16 protein-coding genes, 1 tRNA gene and 1 pseudogene are annotated in these 19,318 nt (G+C 60.7%); 4 read left to right on the forward strand and 14 right to left on the reverse strand.

All coding sequences use genetic code 11. The features are described 5' to 3' along the window. Positions 1-61 precede the first annotated feature (61 nt). Positions 62-2,363: pseudogene (locus E4Q08_RS01195) on the reverse strand (NADP-dependent malic enzyme). Between the two features lie 245 nt (positions 2,364-2,608). Here E4Q08_RS01195 and E4Q08_RS01200 point away from each other — a divergent pair. Then, positions 2,609-4,447, forward strand: coding sequence for a phosphoenolpyruvate carboxykinase (GTP) (locus E4Q08_RS01200; RefSeq protein WP_169069048.1), 1,839 nt, complete (start codon positions 2,609-2,611; stop codon positions 4,445-4,447). A 99-nt stretch (positions 4,448-4,546) separates the two neighbouring features. After that, positions 4,547-5,707, forward strand: coding sequence for a pyridoxal phosphate-dependent aminotransferase (locus tag E4Q08_RS01205; protein WP_169069049.1), 1,161 nt, complete (start codon positions 4,547-4,549; stop codon positions 5,705-5,707). Between the two features lie 22 nt (positions 5,708-5,729). Here E4Q08_RS01205 and ampD read toward each other — a convergent pair whose 3' ends face one another. The 9 genes from ampD to E4Q08_RS01250 all read right to left on the reverse strand — a co-directional run bounded on the left by ampD (position 5,730) and on the right by E4Q08_RS01250 (position 13,390). After that, entirely contained in the window at positions 5,730-6,341 is a 612-nt protein-coding gene (ampD, locus tag E4Q08_RS01210; RefSeq protein WP_169069085.1) for a 1,6-anhydro-N-acetylmuramyl-L-alanine amidase AmpD, read from the reverse strand. A 5-nt stretch (positions 6,342-6,346) separates the two neighbouring features. Next, positions 6,347-7,717: a sigma-54-dependent transcriptional regulator gene (locus E4Q08_RS01215; RefSeq protein ID WP_169069050.1), complete on the reverse strand. Its 1,371-nt coding sequence runs from the start codon at positions 7,715-7,717 to the stop codon at positions 6,347-6,349. Positions 7,718-7,777: 60 nt separating this feature from the next. Continuing rightward, a complete protein-coding gene (locus tag E4Q08_RS01220; RefSeq protein WP_169069051.1) occupies positions 7,778-9,301 on the reverse strand; it encodes a two-component system sensor histidine kinase NtrB in 1,524 nt (507 codons plus the stop codon). A gap of 6 nt (positions 9,302-9,307) precedes the next feature. Next, entirely contained in the window at positions 9,308-9,541 is a 234-nt protein-coding gene (locus E4Q08_RS01225; RefSeq protein WP_034914629.1) for a PP0621 family protein, read from the reverse strand. Positions 9,542-9,678: 137 nt separating this feature from the next. Continuing rightward, positions 9,679-9,755 (reverse strand) — tRNA-Pro (locus tag E4Q08_RS01230). Positions 9,756-9,773: 18 nt separating this feature from the next. Next, positions 9,774-10,736: a polyprenyl synthetase family protein gene (locus tag E4Q08_RS01235; RefSeq protein ID WP_211203268.1), complete on the reverse strand. Its 963-nt coding sequence runs from the start codon at positions 10,734-10,736 to the stop codon at positions 9,774-9,776. A 130-nt stretch (positions 10,737-10,866) separates the two neighbouring features. Beyond that, positions 10,867-12,051, reverse strand: coding sequence for a THUMP domain-containing class I SAM-dependent RNA methyltransferase (locus tag E4Q08_RS01240; protein WP_034913862.1), 1,185 nt, complete (start codon positions 12,049-12,051; stop codon positions 10,867-10,869). 23 nt (positions 12,052-12,074) lie between these two features. Continuing rightward, entirely contained in the window at positions 12,075-12,491 is a 417-nt protein-coding gene (locus tag E4Q08_RS01245; RefSeq protein WP_034913860.1) for a CopD family protein, read from the reverse strand. Further along, positions 12,485-13,390, reverse strand: coding sequence for an SDR family oxidoreductase (locus tag E4Q08_RS01250; protein WP_034913857.1), 906 nt, complete (start codon positions 13,388-13,390; stop codon positions 12,485-12,487). The genes E4Q08_RS01245 and E4Q08_RS01250 overlap by 7 nt, the downstream gene beginning before the upstream one ends. A gap of 39 nt (positions 13,391-13,429) precedes the next feature. Here E4Q08_RS01250 and E4Q08_RS01255 point away from each other — a divergent pair, with 39 nt between their 5' ends. Beyond that, positions 13,430-14,530 (forward strand): CDP-6-deoxy-delta-3,4-glucoseen reductase, encoded by a 1,101-nt coding sequence (locus E4Q08_RS01255; protein WP_169069052.1) that lies wholly within the window; start codon positions 13,430-13,432, stop codon positions 14,528-14,530. After that, entirely contained in the window at positions 14,523-15,695 is a 1,173-nt protein-coding gene (locus tag E4Q08_RS01260) for an EAL and HDOD domain-containing protein (protein WP_169069053.1), read from the forward strand. The genes E4Q08_RS01255 and E4Q08_RS01260 overlap by 8 nt, the downstream gene beginning before the upstream one ends. 32 nt (positions 15,696-15,727) lie before the next feature. Here E4Q08_RS01260 and E4Q08_RS01265 read toward each other — a convergent pair whose 3' ends face one another. Genes E4Q08_RS01265 through E4Q08_RS01280 form a run of 4 tightly spaced genes read right to left on the reverse strand, consistent with a single transcriptional unit; the run spans position 15,728 to position 19,229 of the window. Then, entirely contained in the window at positions 15,728-16,432 is a 705-nt protein-coding gene (locus E4Q08_RS01265; RefSeq protein ID WP_034913855.1) for an ABC transporter ATP-binding protein, read from the reverse strand. Positions 16,433-16,447: 15 nt separating this feature from the next. Beyond that, positions 16,448-17,224: an ABC transporter ATP-binding protein gene (locus E4Q08_RS01270; RefSeq protein ID WP_034913852.1), complete on the reverse strand. Its 777-nt coding sequence runs from the start codon at positions 17,222-17,224 to the stop codon at positions 16,448-16,450. 2 nt (positions 17,225-17,226) lie between these two features. After that, a complete protein-coding gene (locus E4Q08_RS01275; RefSeq protein ID WP_169069054.1) occupies positions 17,227-18,309 on the reverse strand; it encodes an ABC transporter permease subunit in 1,083 nt (360 codons plus the stop codon). Next, positions 18,306-19,229, reverse strand: coding sequence for a branched-chain amino acid ABC transporter permease (locus tag E4Q08_RS01280; protein ID WP_169069055.1), 924 nt, complete (start codon positions 19,227-19,229; stop codon positions 18,306-18,308). Before E4Q08_RS01280 ends, E4Q08_RS01275 begins: the two co-directional genes overlap by 4 nt. Between the last annotated feature and the right edge of the window lie 89 nt (positions 19,230-19,318).

Here is a 19,318-nt window from a genome sequence, read left to right on the forward strand (position 1 = left end):
GTCACCGGCGGATCGGCAGCAACCTCGAAAACGGAGACGGCTGCCACTCGAGGAGCAGCACTCAGCGCTCGTTCATCAGTTTGTCGACCACGGTCAAAGCGGTCATGTTGACAATCCGTCGAACCGTCGCCGTCGAAGTCAGGATATGTACCGGGTGCGCAGCCCCGAGCAGGATCGGGCCAATCGTCAGGTTGTCGCCAGAGGCAATCTTCAGCAGGTTGAATGAAATATTGGCCGCATCTAGCGTCGGCATGATCAGCAGGTTGGCAGTCCCCTTGAGACGCGCATCGCTGGGGAATACCCGCTGCCGGATGTGCTCGTCAAGTGCCGCATCACCGTGCATCTCGCCCTCCAGTTCGAGGCGCGGCGCGCGTTCCTTCAATAGCTGAAGCGCTGCGCGCATCTTCAGCGCAGTTGGCGTGTTCGCCGAGCCGAAGGACGAGTGCGACAGCAGTGCGACACGCGGTGTCACGCCGAAGCGGCGAACCTCGTCGGCAGCCAGCAGCGTCATGTCCACCAACTGCTCCGCCGACGGGTCGTAGCTGATGTAGGTATCGGCGATGAACAGCGTGCGATCCGGCAGCACCAGCAGACTCATCGCATAGAGGTTGCGAACCCCCGGTGCCAGTCCGATGACATTCTCCACATACTCGCGATGCACGTCATGGCGGCCGAAAGTGCCGCAGATGAGACCGTCTGCGTCACCCATGCGCACCATCATCGCGCCGAACAGCGAAGCGCGACGCCGTACTTCGCGCCGGGCAAATTCGGCCGAAACCCCTTTGCGCTCCATCAAACGCCGGTATTCCCGCCAGTAAGGTTCGAAGTGCTCGTCGAAAAACTCGTTGTTGTCGGCGTTGACGACGTCGAAGTCACCCCCCGGAGACACGCGCAGGTTCAGCGCCTCGAGCTTGCGGGCGATGTCGTCCGAGTCACCGATCAAAATCGGCCTCGCGATTCCCTCGTCAACGATCACCTGCACGGCACGCAGCACGCGATCGTCTTCCCCTTCAGCGAAAACGATGCGTCTGGGTGCCTGCTTGGCCTGCGAGAAGACCGGTTTCATGATCAGGCCGAAGTGATAGACGAATTCGTCCAGACTTTCCCGATAGGCTTCGAGATCCTTGATGGGCCTGCTCGCCACCCCGGAGGCCATGGCCGCCTCGGCAACCGCCGGAGCAATCTTGCCAATCAGACGTGGATCGAAAGGATTCGGAATCAGATACTCCGGTCCAAAGTTGGAGTGCTTTTCGCCATATGCCTTGACCGCAACCTCCGATTGCTCGACTCGCGCCAGTTCAGAGATCGCCCGGACTGCGGCGAGCTTCATCGCTTCGGTAATGGTGGTCGCGCCGACATCAAGAGCACCGCGAAAAATGAAGGGAAAGCACAACACGTTGTTGACCTGGTTCGGGTAATCCGAACGGCCAGTCGCAATGATCGCATCGTTGCGAACCGCCTGCACGTCTTCGGGCCGAATTTCCGGATCGGGATTCGCCAATGCCATGATCAGTGGTGCCGGCGCCATCCTCGCCACCATCTCCTGCTTGAGGACACCACCAGCCGACAGCCCGAGGAAGACGTCGGCACCCTCGATGACTTCCCCGAGCGTGCGTGCATCGGTGCTCTTGGCATAACGCCCCTTGATTTCGTCCATGTCCTCGACGCGGCCCTCATAGACCAGACCCTTGATGTCGGTTACCCAGATGTTCTCGACCGGAATGCCCAGCATCACCAGCAAGTCCAGGCAGGCGAGTGCGGCGGCGCCGGCCCCCGAGGTGACCAGCTTGACCTGATGCAGTTCCTTGCCCTGCAGGAACAGACCATTGAGAATAGCCGCGCCGACGACGATTGCCGTGCCGTGCTGATCGTCGTGAAAGACCGGAATCTTCATTCTTTCGCGCAGTTTCTTCTCGACATGGAAGCACTCCGGCGCCTTGATGTCTTCCAGGTTGATGCCACCAAAAGTCGGTTCCAGGGAAGCGATGATTTCCACCAGGCGATCAGGATCGCGCTCCTCGATTTCCAGGTCGAAAAACGTCGATATTGGCGAACTTCTTGAACAACACGGCCTTGCCTTCCATCACCGGCTTGGCGGCCAGCGGGCCGATCGCTCCGAGGCCAAGTACCGCGGTACCATTGGTGATGACGCCGACCAGGTTGGCGCGCGAGGTCAGCGTGCTCGCTTCGCCCGGTAAAGCAGCAATCTCTTCGCAGGCCGCAGCCACCCCCGGAGAGTAGGCCATCGACAGATCGTACTGGTTGGCCAATTGTTTGGTCGGCTGTATCGATACCTTGCCCGGCTTGGGATGGCGATGATAGAACAGGGCGGCAATACGTAACTGGTCTTTTTCTTTGTTCATCGTTCACTCTCCTGACGAGTATCAATTCGGACCTGTGGCATAATTACACAAACTCCGACCTACTTGTAGCACAGACGCCTAGCATGCTGTTATCCGCCCTGCACCAGGCTTGTTTTTCACCCGCCGCGACCGACGCGCCGCACCCAAATGGGCCGGAAATCCATTCCGCCTTCCGGCCGTTTTTCCCTGCCCGCGCCGCTCCACGGTAACTTCTGCTTCTCTACCTTCCTTCGAGAGTAATTACCATGAACCAGACTGTTTCCATCAATGCCCCCGATTACGTCAAACATGAACGCCTGAAGCAATGGGTTGCGGAGATTGCAGCCCTCACCGAGCCGGCCAATGTCGTCTGGGCCGACGGTTCTGAGGAAGAATACGACCGGCTTTGCGCCGAGCTGGTCGCTGCCGGCACCTTCACCAAGCTCAAGAAGCGCAAGAACTCCTTCCTCGCATTTTCCGATCCATCCGACGTTGCGCGCGTCGAGGATCGTACCTACATCTGTTCCGAGAAGAAGGAAAACGCCGGCCCGACCAATAACTGGGAAGATCCGGCCAAGATGCGTGGAATCCTCAGCGGCCTGTTCAAGGGCTGCATGAAGGGTCGCACGATGTACGTGATCCCCTTCTCGATGGGTCCGATCGGCTCGCCGATCGCGCAGATCGGCATCGAGATCAGCGACAGCGCCTACGTGGTGGTCAACATGCGCATCATGACGCGCATGGGCAAGGCGGTGTTCCCCGTTCTCGGTACCGATGGCGAGTTCGTTCCCTGCGTGCACTCGATCGGCGCTCCCAAGGAGCCCGGCCAGACCGATCCGCGCTGGCCATGCAACCCGACCACCAAGTACATCGTACACTATCCGGAAACCCGCGAAATCTGGTCGTACGGATCGGGCTACGGCGGCAACGCACTGCTCGGCAAGAAATGCCTGGCTCTGCGCATCGCGTCGAACATGGCCCGTGACGATGGCTGGATGGCTGAACACATGCTGATTCTTGGCGTTGAATCGCCCAGCGGTGACAAGCACTACGTCGCCGCCGCTTTTCCGTCGGCCTGCGGCAAGACCAACTTCGCCATGCTGGTCCCGCCGAAGAGCCTCGGCGACTGGAAGATCACCACCATCGGCGACGACATCGCCTGGATCAAGCCACGTGTCGGCAAGGATGGAAAAACCCGCCTGTACGCGATCAACCCGGAAGCCGGATTCTTCGGTGTGGCGCCTGGCACCAACGACAAGACCAACTTCAATGCCATGGCCTCGCTCGCCGAAAACACCATCTTCACCAACGTCGCGCTGACCGACGACGGCGACGTCTGGTGGGAAGGTATGGGTCCGGCGCCAGCACACGCCATCGACTGGCAGGGCAACGACTGGACGCCGGAAATAGCCAAGGAGAAAGGCACCAAGGCCGCACATCCGAACTCCCGTTTCACTGCCCCTGCTTCGCAATGCCCGTGCATCGACGAGAACTGGGAAAGCACCGAAGGTGTGCCCATTTCGGCTTTCCTGTTCGGTGGCCGGCGCGCCTCGACGGTGCCACTGGTCTGCCAGACACTGGACTGGGAGCACGGCGTCTACGCTGCCGCCACGCTCGGTTCTGAAACGACTGCAGCCGCCTTCGGTCAGCAGGGCGTCGTTCGTCGCGACCCGTTTGCCATGCTGCCGTTCTGCGGCTACCACATGGCCGACTACTATAGTCACTGGCTAAAGATGGGCAGCGCAGCCGACACACCCGTGCCGATCTTCATGGTCAACTGGTTCCGGATGAACGAAAAGGGCGAGTTTGCCTGGCCAGGCTTCGGGGACAACGCACGCGTCCTCAAGTGGATCATCGAACGCTGCGAAGGCAAGGCTGCCGCCAGACAGACCATCCTTGGCTCGATGCCCAACTACGAGGACATCGACTGGTCCGGTACTGAATTCTCCAGAGAAGAGTTCGCCGGTGTCACCAGCCTCGACAAAGAGGCCTGGCTGAGCGAACTCGAAGGCGTCAAGGACTGGTTCGCGAAGATGGGCGACAAGATGCCTGCCCAGCTCGTAGACATCCGCGACAAGTTCGAGAAGGCATTCCAGGCAGCCTGAGCATCAGAGAACATCAAGAGGCCGCCTCCGGGCGGCTTTTTTTGGCCAGCGTCATGTCTTGTGGTTACACTGCCGGCTTTCACCAGACCGATTCCAACCATGCCGACCTTTCCCGCCAGCCGCCTCGCCAACATAGCCCCCTTTCATGTCATGGAGTTGATGGCACGCGCCAGGGCACTTGAAGCCGAAGGTCGCGACATCATCCACATGGAAGTCGGCGAACCCGACTTCCCAACGCCGGAACCGATCATCGCCGCAGCACGAGCAAGTCTCGAGAGCGGCCACGTGTTTTATACACCCGCGCTTGGCCTCCCCGAGTTGCGCCGCGCCATCGCCGACTTCTACCAGACACGCTACGGCATCAACATCCCCGCCACACGCATAGCAGTCACAGCGGGGGCTTCCGGTGCCCTGCTGCTGACCCTCGCCTGCCTGGTCGAAGCGGGCAGTGAGTGGCTGCTCAGCGATCCCGGTTATCCGTGCAACCGTCACTTCATCCGCTGCTTTGAAGGCGTGCCGGTCGGCATGCCGGTCGGCCCGGCGAGCAACTTTCAACCCACCCTGGCCCATCTCGAGGCGCACTGGAACGAACGCTCAGCCGGAGCGCTGCTCGCTTCCCCGGCCAACCCCACCGGTACCATGCTGGGCGGTGAAGAACTGGCAGCGATGGCCGAATTCGTTCGCCAGCGCCAGGGACAATTGATCGTCGATGAGATCTACCACGGCCTTACCTATGCAGGTGACGCTCAGACAGCACTGCAGTTCGGCGAAGACATCTTTGTCGTCCAGAGTTTTTCCAAATATTTCAACATGACCGGCTGGCGTCTTGGTTGGCTGGTCGTCCCCGAACGCTTCGCCCGCGACATCGAAAAGCTCGCACAGAATCTCTACATCTCGCCATCGACACCGGCGCAGCACGCCGCAATCGCGGCTTTCGCACCGACGACGATCAGTATCCTCGAAGCACGGCGCGCGGAGTTTCGGCGCCGGCGCGACTTCCTGGCGCCGGCGCTCGCAGACCTCGGTTTCCGACTGACGGCCAGACCGGAAGGTGCCTTCTATATCTACGCCGATTGCAGCGCCCTGACCAGCAACAGCGATCGCTTCGCTCGCGACCTGATCGAGTCGGCCGGTGTTGCTGCCACACCCGGCCTCGACTTCGGCACACATGCGCCGGAGAGGCATTTGCGCTTTGCTTACACGACCAGGCTCGAACGTCTGGCCGAGGCGGTTGACAGAATCCGTCGCTTTCTGGGCTGAGGGTCGAGAGTTGACCTTCCCCCTATCTGCTCTTGACCTGTCCCTGCTCGATGCGCCATGGCGCTCGGGGCAACGTTCCGGGAAAATTCCCGATGGCAGCTAGGCGCTGCCAGTCGAAGCAGGGGCCGGGATCGGTCTTGCGACCTGGAGAGATGTCGCTGTGCCCGACAAGCGCCGTGATCGGGTAGTGAATGCAGAGCCGCCGCAGCAGTTGCAGAAGACGGAGGTACTGCAGGTCCATGAATGGCAGATCGTCACAACCCTCCAGTTCAATCCCCAAGGAAAAGTCGTTGCACCGCGATCGCCCCTGCCAGGAAGAGAGGCCGGCATGCCAGGCACGCTGCCGGCAGGAGACAAACTGGATCAACTCGCCATCGCGGCGAACGAGAAAATGTGCCGAAACGCGGAGATGACTAATCTGCGCAAAGTAGGGGTGAGCAGCGGCGTCGAGTCGATTGGTAAATAAGCGCACGATATCCTCACTACCGAACTGCGCCGGTGGCAGGCTGATGGCATGGACAACGATCAGCGACACGCTCTCGCCCTCCGGGCGCTCATCACAATTGGGCGATTCGATATGCCGAGCGCCCTCGAGCCAGCCGTCAGACCGGACCGGACCTGCCGCCCCAGGCAAGGAGATCACTCTTCGATACCGAGGCGCTCGATGCGGTAACGCAGCGAACGGAAAGTCACGCCGAGCAGCCTGGCCGCTGCAGTACGGTTGAACGCCGTCTTGGCCAAGGCCTCAAGGATCGCCTGCCTCTCGACACGGTTGATGTAGTCGTCGAGCGTTTCACCGTCGCGGCCCACGCTATCACTGGCCGTCTTTTCCGGCGCCAGCTGCAGATCGTCGAGAGCCACCGTCCCATCGTTACACAGTGCCGTGGCCCGCTCGAGGATGTTTTCGAGCTCCCGCACATTGCCTGGAAAACTGTACGCTTTCAGCGCCGTCAGGGCTTGTGCTTGCAGCCGTGGCGGTTGTGCCCCGCAGATGCGTACCAGCAGCGCCTCTACCAGTGGCTCGACATCCTCCTCGCGTTCGCGCAAAGGCGGCATCTTGAGTTCGATGACGTTCACTCGGTAATAGAGATCCTGGCGAAAGGTTCCGGCATCAACGCAGTCACTGAGCAAACGGTGAGTCGCCGAGATGATGCGCACGTCGACGCCTTCTTCGACTGTGCTGCCAACCTTGCGTATCTTCTTTTCCTGAATGGCTCGCAACAGTTTGACCTGCATCGGCAGCGGCAAATCAGCCAGTTCGTCGAGAAACAGCGTTCCTCCATGAGCTGCCTGGAAGAAGCCCTCGCGATCGCCGTCCGCACCCGTGAATGCGCCCTTGCGATAACCGAAGAATTCGCTTTCCATCAGATTCTCGGGAATCGCTCCACAATTCACCGGCACGAAGGGCTCGGCACGACGGGCACTTTGATCGTGTATCAGGCGCGCGGCCAGTTCCTTTCCTGTCCCCGATTCCCCGGAGATATAGACCGGCGCCTGGGTACGGGCCAGCTTCTCGATCATGTCACGGACATGTTCAATCGCCGCCGAGTGCCCGATCAGTTGGGCGGCAAGACCGGGTGCTTCATCCCCGACGACGCCAGCCCGCCGACGCGGCAGACTGAGAGCAGATTTGATCAAGCTGCGCAATTGCTCCAGAGCTACCGGTTTGGCCAGATAGTCAAAAGCGCCTGCCTTTAACGCAGCCACCGCGTTCTGGGTACTGCCGAAAGCGGTGATCACCGCCACGGGGGTCTCTCCATAGCGCTCACCGATCAGCCGCACGATCTCCAGACCCTCTCCGTCCGGGAGACGCATGTCGGTGAGACACAGTTGATAGCGCTGCTGCCCGAGCAGCAGTCGCGCCTCCGCTACGCTTGCCGCACAGTCTGCGGAGAGTCCCATGCGCGCCAGCGTCAGATCGAGAAGCTCACGAATATCCGCCTCGTCGTCGACCACCAGCACTCTCGCCAACTCGCCGCGCGGGCGCCTTTCCGTTTTACCTGCTAACACCCGACCGCCCTCCCCAAGAGACAAAAATCGGCACCTGGCCCTAGCCCTGGCTTCTGGAGTTCAAGCTGCGCGCCATTCGCTTCGCACAACTCGCGTGCAATAAAAAAGACCCAGGCCGGTACCACGATGATGTGTGGTAAAGAACGGCTCAAAGATCTGTTCGCGGCAAGCCTCATCGACGCCCTGACCATCGTCGATCACATGCAGTTCCAACTGATCATCGGCCCGGGCATCACAAACCAGCAGGCGAACGCTACCGGCAGCACGCTGCGAATGCCGCAACGCGTTGCCCAGAAGATTCCATAACACCTGATGAAAATGCGAACGATCGAAACAAAGAATGGCCCGGCCCGACAACTCCAGGCGGACCACATCTGCCGGCAAGTTCTCCTTGACCCGGCATTCCTCGATGAACAAAGGCAGCGCCTCGCGCAGGTCGATCCGTTCACGGTAGCTGCGGTCACGGCGACCAAGTTCCAGAATATCACTAACGATGCGCTCCAGACGCTGGGCATTGTCAAGAACGATGCGCAGCAGGCGCTCATACAGCTGGCCTCGCCGTTCTTCACGCAACAACTCGCCGGCATGACTGATCGCCGATAGCGGGTTGCGAATCTCGTGCGCGATGTTGGCGGTCAGCCGCCCGAGTGCAGCCAGTTTGATCTGCCGTGCCTGCTCCTGCAGACGGCCGATATCCTCAAGAAAAACAAGCACATCATTTTCAGTGCTGACGGTGCGAATGAAGCGCGCTCGCAATTGTATGCCACTCGCCGGCACGTTGACCAGCGCCGCCTCTTCGCCGGGGTTCTGGCACCAATTGACGAAACCCTGCGCCAGTTCGGGCGAGCACTCGCTGATCCCCTTGCCGCCATGCAATGCCAGCAGTTGCCTGGCGCGGGGGTTGCTCTGCCTGACCTGACCATCGCTGCTGAGCACCAGAACACCATCCTGCATCTCCTCGATCACGCGCTGGCTGATCACCGTCTGATTATTCAGGTCAACACCGCGCTGCCTTGCCAGCACTTCGTTGGCGATCACCCGACGAGCCAGCAGGCGAGCCGAAACGGCTACCGCAAAAAACCCGGCACTGAAGACCCCGGCATGGAAGAATCCGGCCGCATCGAAATCGTTCTGCAGTGCCCGATAAGACTGTTCGAACAGCACAGCGAGCGTTGCCATCGCCGCATAGAACAGCACCAGGCGACCCTGCCCGACCAGACCGGCACCGGCCAGTGTCACCAACAGCATCGATCCCAGTCCGCTACCCAGCCCGCCGCCAACATGAATCAGCAGCGTCATCACCAGTACATCAACCATGACGCTCGCAGTGAGCTGCATGCTGGCATGCTGACGATGGCGATACGCCACGATCACCGTCAGCGCAGTACTCGCCAGGTAGATTCCGGCCAGCATCAGGTGCTGCAAACCCTGATGCGGAGTGAGCACAGGAAAGGCGGACGGGTACAGCAGCGCGGAGCAGAAAAGCAGCAAGGCTACCGCAAAGCGGTAGAGGTTGAAATAGCGCAGCGATTTCCAGTGCGTCTCGGAGAAGCGCTCGATGCCAACCTCTGGCGTGCTCAACATGACCACTCAGGTGCCGTCGGACTGGGCTTCACGAAGGTGGGCAACGCAGCAGTAGTAACGATCATTGGCCAGAATGCTCTCGCTGACTGGCTGATTGACACCACAGTGGGCACATTGAACCATGCGCTCGGCTTCGAGTTCTTCGGTCGGCGGTCGAATCGTGCTGCGCGCCGTGCACGACTTGCGCCAGGCCCACCAGACAAACCACACCAGCCCGATTAACAGTAAAAATTTTGTCATTGCCAGAGAAGTCCTGCAGAACGCACAAGCATAGCAGAACGATGGCGAGCAGAGAGCATCGCCAATCGGATTCGGGCAATCGTCCGGGTTGAAGACCGGTGCAGCGCGTGTGTCGGGAAAGACCGACAGGCAACGGTTGGTCGGGGCGAGAGGATTCGAACCTCCGACTCCTGCGTCCCGAACGCAGTACTCTACCAGGCTGAGCTACGCCCCGACCGATGCGATTACAGCGCTAATAACTTCTAGCTACTGCAAAGAGGCATAATTCTAACAAGGAATCCTTGTATTGAGAAGTAGGTACGAGATCCAGCGCAATCGCAGCGCGCTCAGCCTCCGCCTTGGCCTTCTGTTTTGCGTATTCGAGCGCCCCGGTGGCGCGAATCGCTGCCAACACCTCAGGCAAGTCGTCACGCCCACCACTCTCTATCGCGCGTCGTACGCAAGCCGCCTGCGCTGTAGTCCCATTCTGAAGTACGAAAATCAGCGGCAGTGTCGGCTTGCCTTCAGCCAGGTCGTCGCCAAGATGCTTGCCGGTCTCCTGTTCGGCGCCCGAATAGTCAAGCACATCGTCAATCAACTGAAACGCCGTCCCCAGGTGTATGCCGTAGGTCGCCATCGCCTGCTCGATGGCAGCAGTGGCACCACCAATGATCGCCCCCAGTTGCGCCGCCGCCTCGAACAGCTTCGCCGTCTTGTAGCGGATGACTTGCAGGTAGCTCGCCTCATCGAGGTCTGCATCATGACAGTTCATCAATTGCAGCACTTCGCCCTCGGCAATGACGTTGGTCGCGTCTGACAACACCTGCATGACGCGCATGTCATTGACTGCAACCATCATCTGAAAGGCTCGCGAATACAGGAAGTCACCCACCAGCACGCTGGCCGAATTACCGAACATCGCGTTGGCGGTTTCACGACCGCGCCGCAGGTCGGAAGCGTCGACCACATCGTCATGCAGCAAGGTGGCCGTGTGGATGAACTCGATCACCGCCGAGAGTTCGTGATGATATGCACCGCGATAACCCAGCGCGCCAGCCGAGAGCAGCACCAGCGCCGGACGCAGTCTCTTGCCGCCGCTCTGCACGATGTACTCGGCGACCTGCCGGACCAGCACCACATCGGAATGGAGGCGCTGGCGGATCACTGCGTCAACCGCTTCCAGGTCGGACCTGATCAGGTTGTATAACTGCTCCATTCTCACCACACAGCACCTTGGCACAAAAAACTCCGCGATCTTAGGCGCCGACCCGTCCTGCGTCAACTACAGGAACTGCCAAGCAAAATATCCGGTGCTCGCTGCCCGCGCAGAAGGAAGTCCGGGTCCGCTAGCCGCTTGACGAGGCGCCCGCCGTCGAAGAACCCGCCGAGCCGCCGCGGTTGCTGCCCGCCACCATCCGGAATTCATAGAGACGGCATTCCAGCGCCCCATTGAACAGGGGTGTCTTCCTGCTTGGAGTCAGGCGGAGCATTTTCGGCAGACGAGTGTCGGCGCTGATCAGATAGCAGTTCCAGCCAGCGAAGCGGCGCTTCAACGCACTGCCGAGCAGAGGGTAGAACTGTGCCAACTCGTCATGGTCGGAGACGCGCTCGCCGTAAGGCGGATTACTGACCATCACGCCATGCTCGGCCGGCGCCTTGATTTCGAGCAGGTCGCCGGTGCATAAGGTAAGCGCCGGCAGCAGTCCGGCGCGGTCGAGATTGGCCAGCGCCGCGCGCACGGCGACCGGCGAGATATCGCTGCCAAAAATTCCCGAATCGGTGGCCAGCGTTTCCCCGGCACGCGCGGCATCGAGCAGCCGCTGCCAGGTCGCCGAATCAAAATGGCGTAACTGCTGAAAGGCGAAGGAACGCCCGGCCCCGGGCGCCACACCGAGCGCGATCTGTGCGGCTTCGAGCAGAAAGGTACCGCTGCCGCACATCGGGTCAAGCAGAGCGACGCCGGGCTGCCAGCCGCTGAGGCGCAGAATGCCGGCGGCGAGATTTTCCTTGAGCGGCGCATCGACGGTCTTCTGGCGATAACCGCGCTGGTAGAGCGGCGCACCCGAAGTATCGAGATAGAGCGTGCATTCGTCCTTGCTGATGAAGCCGTGTACCCGCAGGTCCGGATGGCGGGTATCGACACTCGGACGCTTGCCGGTCTCGCGGCGAAAACGATCGCAGATCGCGTCCTTGATTCGCAGGGTCACGAATTCGAGGCTTTTCAGTGGGCTCTTGACGGCGTTGACGTCTACCCGAATGGTCTGCTCGGGAACGAACCATCTCGGCCAGGGGGTGTCGAGTGCCAGGCGGTAGATATCTTCTTCATTGCCATAAGGCGCCAGCGCCACGCGCCAGAGAATGCGCGTGGCAATCCGCGAATACAGATTGGCGCGGTAGCAGACCGGCCAGTCGGCAAGGAAATGCACACCACCGAAGATCGGTTTGAGATCACGCGCACCCGCCGCCACGAGGTCTTCAAGCAGCAGTTGCTCCAAGCCGCGCGGGCAGCTTGCAAAAAACTTTTCCACGATGGTTTGTCTCCCGACAGGCGAAACTAGAACGGCTTGACCACGGCCAGGTAAGTCACTGCCAGCAGCAGCAGCACTGGCAATTCGTTGAAATAGCGGTACCAGACGTGGCCGTGGAGCTTACGACCGGCCTGGAAGTCGCGCAAAAGCCGACCACAATACGCGTGATACGCCAGCAACGCCACCACCAAAGCAGTCTTTGCGTGCAACCAGCCACCCGAGAAACCGAAACCAAACCACAGCCAGAGACCCAAGGCGACGGCCAGAACGGCAATCGGGGTCATGAAACGAAAGAGCTTGCCGGCCATCAGCAGCAGGCGATCACGCTCGGCGGCGCTGTCCGGCGCAACCATCGCCAAATTGACAAAAATCCGTGGCAGGTAGAACAGGCCGGCAAACCAGCTGACCACCATCCAGAGATGCAGAACCTTGACGATCAACATCCGTGCTTCCTTTCCGCGCAGGCCGCTGCGACGCCATCCTCGACGCGGGCATAGCGCAGCCTGGCGTGCAGTTCCTTCTTGATCCGCTGGTTGCTCAGACGGCGTGATTCGCTCATGAAAGACAACTGCAGCGGCGACAGTTGCTGCTCGGCGTCGCGACGCGAAAGGCGAGGTACGCGCGGCAGACCGAAACGATCGGCAACGAGATCAAAATACTCACCCATCCTGATTTCCGAATCGTCGGTCGCATGATAGATACGGTTGCTGCGCCCGTAACGAAGCGCGGCGCAGGTCAGCATCGCCAGATCCTCGGCATGAATATGGTTGGTATAGACATCGTCAGCCGCGCACAGCGCCGGCGTACCTTTTTGCAAACGCTCGATCGGCAGGCGATCCGCAGCATAGATGCCGGGGACACGCAAAATGCTGACGACCACGCCTCGGTGGCCAAAAGCGCGTAACTGGCGCTCGGCATCAACGCGGCGGCAGGCACGCGCCGTCGTCGGCCGCAAGCTGCGCGTTTCGTCGATCCGTTCCCCCTGGCAATCGCCATAGACGCCGCTGGTGCTTATATACACGATGCGCTGTGGTAGACTCCTGCCACGAGCCAGCGCGGCGAGCAGGCCACTGGTGCGGGTATCACGCCGACATCCTGGGAGACTTCGTCGGTCAGCATTCGGCGGCGGTGCCAGATGGACAATGACGTCAGCGAGACCAGCGATGCGTTGCAGGCTGGCTGGCTGATCGAGGTCGGCCACGACGGGTCGGGCACCCTTTTCGCGCCAGAAGGAACTCTGCCCAGGATCGCGTAACAGCGCGAAAACGCGATAATGGCCAAGCAGACGGGGAAGCAAGCGGCTGGCAATGTCACCGCAGCCGACGATCAATAGTTTTTGCACTGTGCAATTTTACCGGATTAGGACATCAGCGGAGAGTCCATGGGTTTTCAGGTCAGTGTTCAGCCGAGCCGGCACACTTTTCACGCCGAACCGGAAGAGACCATTCTCGAAGCAGCGCTGCGTCAGGGATTGAGTCTGCCATACGGCTGCCGGGATGGGGTTTGTGGCAGCTGTCGGGGCAAGGTCCTGAGCGGCGAGCTGGCGCACGGCAAAGCCCAGCTCGAAGTGCTCAGTGAGGCCGACCGCCAGGCCGGCTTTGCCCTCTTTTGCTGCGCCATGGCGAGAAGCGACCTGTGCCTGGAGAGCCGGGAAGTCCGCTCGATCGAGGATATTCCGATCAGAACCTTGCCAGCGCGCGTGCACAAGCTCACGCGCGCCGCTCCGGACGTGATCATCATTGACCTCAAACTGCCCGCCAACGAGCGCCTGCAGTTTCTCGCCGGCCAATACGTGGACATTCTGCTCAAGGAAGGCCGGCGCCGCTCGTTCTCGCTGGCCAACGCACCGCACGCGGACGACTTTCTTCAACTGCATGTTCGGCAGGTGCCGGGTGGCCAGTTCACCGGGCAGGTCTTCGACACCATGAAGGAACGCGACCTCCTGCGTCTGCGCGGACCATACGGCAGTTTCTTCATGCGCGAGGACGCCGGCAAACCGATGCTGCTGGTTGCTGGCGGCACCGGCTTTGCGCCGATCAAGGCGATCGTCGAACACGCCATCGCGGAAGAATGCACCAGGCCAATGCACATCTATTGGGGTGGTCGCTGTCGCGCCGACCTTTACCTGCTGGCCCTGGCCGAATCGTGGTCTGTGCAGCATCCCCATATTGATTTCACGCCGGTCCTGTCCGACTCGCCGGAAGCGGAACACTGGCCGGGTCGACGCGGCCTGGTGCATGCAGTGGCCATGGCCGATCACCCCAGGCTTGCTGACTACCAGGCCTATGTCTGTGGTTCACCGGCGATGGTGACTGCCGCCAGGCAGGACTTCCTGACTCACTGCCAGTTGCCGCCAGAGGAATTCTTCGCTGACTCCTTCGACTTTTCTGCCGATACCCTGGAGGCGATGAGCGCGAAGCGTGCGCTTCATGCACCGAATACGAGTGGTTCTTCCGATACCAGGGTTACTCCAGATGAATGAAGTTTTCATGTCCCGCCAGGCGCTGGTCAATCGCCAGTGCCGGATCATCGCCACCCGTCTGACACTGCACCTGAGCAACGGCGATGGCATGGAGGACGCAGTGAGCACCCTCAGCGCGCTGGCCGGGGTCTGGCCACCTGGAGGGAAGCCGGTGTTCATCAGTTGCGGCAGCAGCAGTGATGCCCGCCTGCTCGACTGGTCGACTCCGGAAAACGCGACCATCGAATTCTCGGCGGCAACGCTGCTCAGCCCGCAGGGACCGGACCTGATCGCCGCGCTGGAAACCTGGCAGCCGACGGTGTGCCTGCATTTTGATCCGCAGGCAGCGCAAGCCCTGACGATCGGCGTGCCATACCGCTTTATCGGCTTCGACGCACAGCGCTTCACGCTGTCCCAACTCAAGCTGCTCGCAGCCCGGACACGCTCGATCGGCATCGGCATCGCGTTCAATGTCGAAACACCCGAGGATTTCCGGGCCTGCATCGATGCGGGAATGACTGCCGCTGCCGGCTGGTTTTTCACCTCGCCAAGTGGCGTACCGGCAAAGAAGCTCAATGCCGGGCAGGCGAACATCGTGCGGGTGCTCAATCTGGTCCGCAAGAACGCCGACGTCCGGGAAATCGAAGAAGCGCTCAAGCTCGATGTCGCGATTTCGTACAAGTTGCTGCGCTACATCAATTCAGCCGGTTTCGGCCTGTCCTGTGAAATCCAGTCGTTCCGGCACGCCGTCAGCATGCTCGGCTACGACAAGCTCAACCGCTGGTTGTCACTGCTGCTATCAACGGCAAGCAAGGACCCGATGGCGCCCGCATTGATGTACACCGCCCTGCTCAGAGCGCGCCTGATGGAGCTGCTCGCCAGCGATCTGGTCGACAAGTCGGAGTACGACAACCTCTTCATCACCGGCGCTTTCTCTTTGCTCGACGCCCTGCTCGGGGTCGGTATGGAGCAGGTGCTCGAGGCGATGCGCCTGCCTGATCCGATCTGCGATGCCCTGCTCGGCAGGGGTGGTCGCTATCAACCCTTTCTCGATCTGGCGCTGGCCAGCGAGCGCCAGGATGGCGCGGTGATCGCCGGCCAGGCGGCCATGCTCGGACTGACCGCCACGCAATTCAACCGCGCCCAGGTGCAGGCGCTGGCTTTCGCCGATGCGATGGAGTTCTAGGGCCAGCGCTGTGGCAAGTGCCCGCAAGCGCCCTATTCGCCCAGATAGCAGGCGCGCACTTTCGGGTCGGTGAGCAACTTCTTCGACTCGTCGGTCAGCGTGATCTCGCCGCTCTCCATGACGTAGCCACGCTGACTGACTTCCAGCGCCAGCTTGGCATTCTGCTCGACGAGCAGGATGGTCATGCCTGCGCTGGCCACCGCACGAATCACCTCGAAGATTTTCTGCACCATGATCGGCGCGAGTCCCATCGACGGTTCATCGAGCAACAGCAGCCGCGGTTTGCTCATCAGCGCCCGGCCAATCGCCAGCATCTGCTGTTCACCACCCGAGAGCGTTCCTGCCAGTTGCTGCGCTCTTTCCTTGAGGCGGGGAAAGTGCCCGAGCACCTGTTCGAGGTCGCCCTCGATCTCCGTCTTGTTGTTGCGGGCATAGGCACCCATACGCAGGTTCTCGAGGCTGCTCATGCGCGGGAAGACCCCCCTGCCCTCCGGAACCAGAGCAATCCCTTCACCGACCAGGCGGTGTGGCGGCAAAGCCAGCAGTTCCTTGCCACGATAGCGGACGCTGCCACCGGCGGGGTCCAGCAGTCTGGACAGCGCTCGCAAGGTGCTGCTCTTGCCGGCACCGTTGGCACCGATCAGCGCCACCATCTCGCCTTCATTGACATGAAAGGTGATGCCACGAACCGCCTGGATACCACCATAGGAAACGCGTAATCCGTTAACTTCAAGCATGATTCATCGTTCCCTTCAGGCCACCGACCCACCAAGGTAGGCCTCGATCACGCGCGGATCCTTCTGCACCACTACTGGCACGTCCTCACAGATTTTCTCGCCGTAGTCGAGTACCGCCACCCGCCCACACAGCCCCATCACCAGTTTGACATCATGTTCGATCAGCAGAACCGTCACACCATCCCGGCAGATGCCCTCGACCAGCACGCGCAAAGCCTCGGTCTCGGTGCCGTTCATTCCGGCAGCCGGTTCGTCGAGCGCGAGCAGCTTGGGTTCTGTGGCCAGGGCACGGGCAATCTCGAGGCGCCGCTGATCGCCGTAGGACAGATGCTTGGCGTAGTCATGTGCCCGCTCATGAATTCCCACGTAGTGCAACAGTTCTTCGGCGCGACGAGCAATCGCCGCCTCTTCGGCACGGGTGGTCGGGTTGCGGGTGATCGCGCCAAAGACGCCGGCGTGTGTGCGCAAATGGCGTCCAACCATGACGTTCTCGATCGCCGTCATGTTCCCGAACAGGCGAATGTTCTGAAAAGTGCGGGCGATTCCGACGGCGGCGGCCTTGTGCGGCGCATCGGCTTCGAGTTTGACACCGTCAAAGATGAAATGGCCGCTCTCGTTCTTGTACAGGCCGGTCAGGCAATTGAAGAAAGTGGTCTTGCCGGCGCCGTTCGGCCCGATCAGGCCATAGATCTCGCCTCGGCGAATGGTCAGCGAAACGTCATGCAAAGCCTTGACACCGCCGAAATGTTTCGCGACCTCATGGGCCTCGAGGAGAAGTGGTACTTGGTTCATGGTCAGTCCGCACTCTCGGCCAGTTCGCGGCGACGCTGTGACGATGGCCACAGACCAGCCGGTCGGAAGCGCATCACGAGTACCAGAGCGAGGCCGAAGACCAGCATCCGCAAGCTCTCCGGATCAATGATCATGCGCCCGAAGAGCGCGCGTTGCAGCGGCTCGATGCCATAGCGCAAGGCTTCGGGAAGACCAGTCAACAACACCGCACCGAGTATGACCCCGGGGATATGGCCCATGCCACCGAGAACGACCATCGCCAGAATGGTGATCGATTCCATCAGCGAGAAGCTCTCGGGACTGACGAATCCCTGCATCGCTGAAAAGATGCCGCCGGCGATACCGCCGAACGAGGCGCCCATGGCGAAAGCCAGCAACTTGATGTTCCGGGTATTGATCCCGCAGGCCTTGGCAGCAACCTCGTCCTCGCGAATGGCCTGCCAGGCGCGACCGATGCGCGAATCCTGCAAGCGGATATTGACGACGATCACCAGCAGCGCCAGGGCAACCAGCAGAAAGTAGTACTTCTGTGGACCGGAAAGCGTCACGCCAAGGAAGGTACTGGTCTGGGCGAACGAAAAATCGCCAATCCGGATCGGATCGATCAGGGTAATTCCCTGCGCGCCGTTGGTGACGTTGATTGGCGCGTTCAGGTTGTTCATGAAGATGCGGACGATCTCACCAAAACCGAGCGTCACGATCGCCAGATAGTCGCCACGCAACTTCAGGGTCGGTGCGCCGAGCAGAACTCCAAATACACACGCCAGTCCGGCGCCCAGCGGCAGAATCACCCAGAATGGCAGGTGAATACCGAAATGCGGCGATGCCAGGAGTGCGTAGGTATAGGCGCCGACCGCGTAGAAGGCGACGTAACCGAGGTCAAGCAAACCGGCATAGCCGACGACGATATTCAGACCCAGTGCCAGGAACATGTAGAGAATCGCGAAGTTGGCAATACGCACCCAGGCCTGGCCACCCAGTGCGGCAACGAAAGGCACGGCCAGCAGGACGACAGCGAGCAACAACAGACCCAGCCAATGTCGCTGCCAGGAAACCGAGACGGAGCTCCGGATGCGGCCGTTCATGCGCGATCTCCAGTACGTTCACCAAACAGGCCCGAAGGGCGAAACATCAGGACGATGATCAGCACAATGAAAGCAAAGATGTCCTGGTAGTGGCTGCCCAGAAAGTCACCGGTCAGATCCCCGATGTAGCCGGCACCCAGGGCCTCGATGAGGCCGAGCAACAGGCCGCCGGCCATGGCGCCCGCGAGATTGCCGATGCCACCGAGAACGGCCGCCGTGAAGGCCTTCAGGCCGAGCATGAAACCCATCTGGTAATGCGCAATCTCGTAATATGAACCGACCATGCAACCCGCCACCGCTCCCAGTGCCGAGCCGATGATGAAGGCCATGGCGATCACGCGATTGATATCGACCCCCATCAGCGAGGCCACGTGCGGGTTTTGCGCCGTCGCCCGCATGGCCATGCCGATGCGCGTGCGGTGCACCAGATAGATCAGCCCCAGCATCACCAATGCCGCAAGAGAAACGATCGCAACCTGTACGTTGGTGAAACTGGCGCCGCCAATCTCGTAAATCTGCTTGTTGATCATTGGTGGGAAAGTAATGTAATTGCGGCCCCAGATGATCATCGCCACATTCTGCAGGACGATCGACATGCCGATCGCGGTGATCAAGGGGGTCAGTCTCGGCGCATGCCGCAATGGGCGATAGGCAACCCGTTCGAGAGCCCAGCCGAGCACCATGCAGACCACCACCGAAACCAGCAAACCAACGCCGAGAATCAGCAGCGGCGACATGCCGGAAGAAGCGAGAGAAACGATCACGGTGAAAGCGACCATCGTCCCGATCATCACCACCTCACCATGAGCGAAGTTGATCAGACCGATGATGCCGTACACCATCGTGTAGCCGAGAGCGACCAGCGCATAGACGGCGCCCAGAGTGAGGCCGTTGATCAACTGCTGGAGAAGTGTGTCCATGGTCAGGCTTTCCGCAACAAGATGCTGATGGCGAACCGTCGGTTCCGACTCATGCCACCAGGGTTGTGGGGAGGTGCGGAAGCAAGGCG

Source organism: Candidatus Accumulibacter contiguus, assembly GCF_012940005.1.
Lineage (GTDB): Bacteria > Pseudomonadota > Gammaproteobacteria > Burkholderiales > Rhodocyclaceae > Accumulibacter > Accumulibacter contiguus.